3 protein-coding genes are annotated in these 2,748 nt (G+C 64.7%); 1 reads left to right on the top strand and 2 read right to left on the bottom strand.

Annotation, left to right across the window (positions count from 1 at the left end; translation table 11 throughout):
- Positions 1 to 1,147: circularly permuted type 2 ATP-grasp protein (locus WBQ44_RS17730; RefSeq protein ID WP_495567986.1), on the bottom strand; the 1,147-nt coding region annotated here is incomplete at its 3' end.
- A gap of 227 nt (positions 1,148 to 1,374) precedes the next feature.
- On the opposite strand from WBQ44_RS17730, the gene rpsT reads away from it, so the two are divergent.
- Positions 1,375 to 1,635, top strand: coding sequence for a 30S ribosomal protein S20 (gene rpsT / locus WBQ44_RS17725; RefSeq protein ID WP_495567985.1), 261 nt, complete (start codon positions 1,375 to 1,377; stop codon positions 1,633 to 1,635).
- A 55-nt stretch (positions 1,636 to 1,690) separates the two neighbouring features.
- Here the strand turns inward: rpsT and holA are convergent, their stop codons facing one another.
- Positions 1,691 to 2,665: a DNA polymerase III subunit delta gene (gene holA, locus WBQ44_RS17720; protein ID WP_495567984.1), complete on the bottom strand. Its 975-nt coding sequence runs from the start codon at positions 2,663 to 2,665 to the stop codon at positions 1,691 to 1,693.
- Between the last annotated feature and the right edge of the window lie 83 nt (positions 2,666 to 2,748).

Raw genomic sequence — 2,748 nt, 5'->3', positions numbered from 1 at the left:
CCTCCAGCCGCCACGTGTCGACGTTGGCGATCAGCGGCTCCTCCCCCAGGTAGTACCGGATGAGGGCCGGCACGTAGGTGTAGACGAGCTTGTCGTCCGCGACTCCGTTGCCGACGGCACTGGAGATGACGACGTTGCCGGCGCGAGCGGCGTTCACGATCCCCGCAACTCCGAGCACCGAGTCGGGTCGGAACTGCATCGGGTCGAGGTAGTCGTCGTCGATGCGCCGGTAGATGACGTCGACCTGGCGTTCACCCTCGGTGGTGCGCATGTAGACGACGTTGTCGCGGCAGAAGAGGTCGCGGCCCTCCACCAACTCGACGCCCATCAACCGGGCGAGCAGCGAGTGTTCGAAGTAGGCGGAGTTCGCGACGCCGGGTGTGAGAACGACCACCGTCGGGTCTGCCTCGTTCAACGCAGCAGCCGCACGCAGGGCGCGCAGGAGGTGGGACGCGTAGTCGCCGACGGCGCGTACCCGGTGCGTGGCGAACAGGTCGGGGAAAACCCGGGCCATCGTGCGACGATTCTCCATCACGTAGGAGACACCGGACGGCGAACGCAGGTTGTCCTCGAGCACTCGGAACGTGCCCTGGGCGTCGCGAATGAGGTCGACGCCGGAGACGTGAATGCGGACACCGTTGGGTGGCACGATGCCGACCGCTGCGCGGTGGAAGTGCTCGCACGAGGTGATCAGGCGCTTGGGCACCACACCGTCGCGCAGGATTTCCTGGTCGCCGTAGATATCGGCGAGAAACATCTCGAGTGCCCTGACGCGTTGCTTGATTCCGCGTTCCAGACGCGACCACTCACCTGCGGCGATGACGCGCGGAACCTGGTCGAGGGGAAACGGACGTTCCTGCCCGGACAGCGAGAACGTGATGCCCTGGTCGACGAAGGCGCGTCCCAACGCCTCGGAGCGGGCGTCGAGGTCCCCCGCGCTCGACGGCTCGAGAGCTGTGTGAATTCCCTTGTAGGGGGCGCGAGTCTTGCCATCCGAGTCGAACATCTCGTCGAAGGCGAGGCCGTATTTGCCGACATCGGCGTATCCGTCGAAGACACCGTCGATAGCAGGCTTGCCGCGGGCCGCCTGTTTCGACTTACTCGGTGTGGCCTTGTCTTGGGCAGAAGCTGCCGATCGCGGACTCATTCCGGCAATGTTGCTACAGAGACACCCGACGAGCGCGCGGGACGCGTTAATTTCTGGAAACGGATACCACTTTTCCCGAGGGGGGTCGGCACCGGAATTGGGTTCTGTCGCCGGGGCTGGTATTCTCGATCTTCGGCGCTGGGCTGTGATGGCTCGGCAGCAAACTTCGGGCATTCCAGCATGGATCGCCCTGACCGGAATACCGACGAAGACAGAAGGATTTACGCGTGGCCAACATCAAGTCCCAGAAGAAGCGGATTCTCACCAACGAGCGCAGCCGCCTGCGCAACCAGTCGGTGAAGTCCTCCCTGCGGACGATCATTCGCTCCTTCCGCGCTGCCGAGGCCGAAGGCGACAAGGAGAAGGCAACTGCACTCCTCCCCGTCGCAGGTCGCCAGCTCGACAAGGCAGCCAGCAAGGGTGTCATCCACAAGAACCAGGCAGCCAACAAGAAGTCGGCACTGGCTCAGGCTGTCAACAAGCTCTGATCTCAGTTTCCGAAAGAACCCGCTCGGTCTTCTGAGCGGGTTCTTTTGCGTTCCCTCATCTGGCTCCGAGACCCGCCACCACCGACACGGCGTTCTCGACGGCGTAGTCCGCGTCTGCCGCTTGACCTTTGACGTCGGCGTTGAGACGGGACACGATCTGCAACGCCTCCCCGATCGACCGGCCGTTCCAGCCTCGCGCCTGCGCCTGGGCCTTCTTGATCTTCCAGGGCGGCATTCCGAGCTCGCTCGACATACGGAACGGGTCTCCCCGCCCGGCCGACCCGACCAAAGCAATGGTGCGAACTGCGTCGGCTAGGGCATCTGCCAACAACACGTGCGGCACACCGCGGTGCATGGCCCACCGTAACGCCTCCAATGCACCCGGCCGGTCTCCCGCCACTGCCTTCTCGGCGACATCGAAACCGGATACCTCGGCCTTGCCGGAGTAGTAGCGGCGGACGGCACCGACGTCGACTTTGCCCGCCGTGTCGGCCACCAGTTGCGAACACGCTGCGGCCAATTCGCGTAGCTCGGACCCCACGGCCTCGACGACCGCCTCGATGACATCGGGACTGACCCGCACCTGCTTCGACGCGAATTCGTGCTTGACGAAGTCTGCGCGTTCGGCCGGCTTGGTGAGTTTGGCGCACTCGTGCGTGACGGCACCGACCTTCTGCAACGCACCCACCATTGCCTTGGCGCGGCCGCCGCCGGAGTGCACGACGACGAGCACCGCACCCTCCGGTGGATCGGCCGCAGCATCGAGCACCAGCGATACCGCGTCCTTTCCCGCCTCGGCGGCGGCTTCGAGCACGACGACTCGATCCTCCGCGAACAACGAGGGACTGAGCAATTCGAGGAGCTCCGGCGCGCTGGCATCACCCGCACGCAACTTGGTGACGGGCACGTCGTCTCCGTCGGGAGCCGCGTTGCGTACACGTGTGACGATGGCCGAGACCGCGCGATCCATGAGCAGTTCTTCGTCGCCGAGAACGAGGTGCAGCGCCTCCACCGAACTGTTCGCATTCACACCGACGATCGTGCCATGCCGGTCCGACCGATTCGCACGCAGCACTTCTCACGCCATCGAGGCCACAACCCACACCAGAAGCC

This window comes from Rhodococcus sp. (in: high G+C Gram-positive bacteria), assembly GCF_049591685.1.
GTDB lineage: Bacteria > Actinomycetota > Actinomycetes > Mycobacteriales > Mycobacteriaceae > Rhodococcoides.
This window is presented reverse-complemented; position numbering and strand designations above follow the sequence as displayed.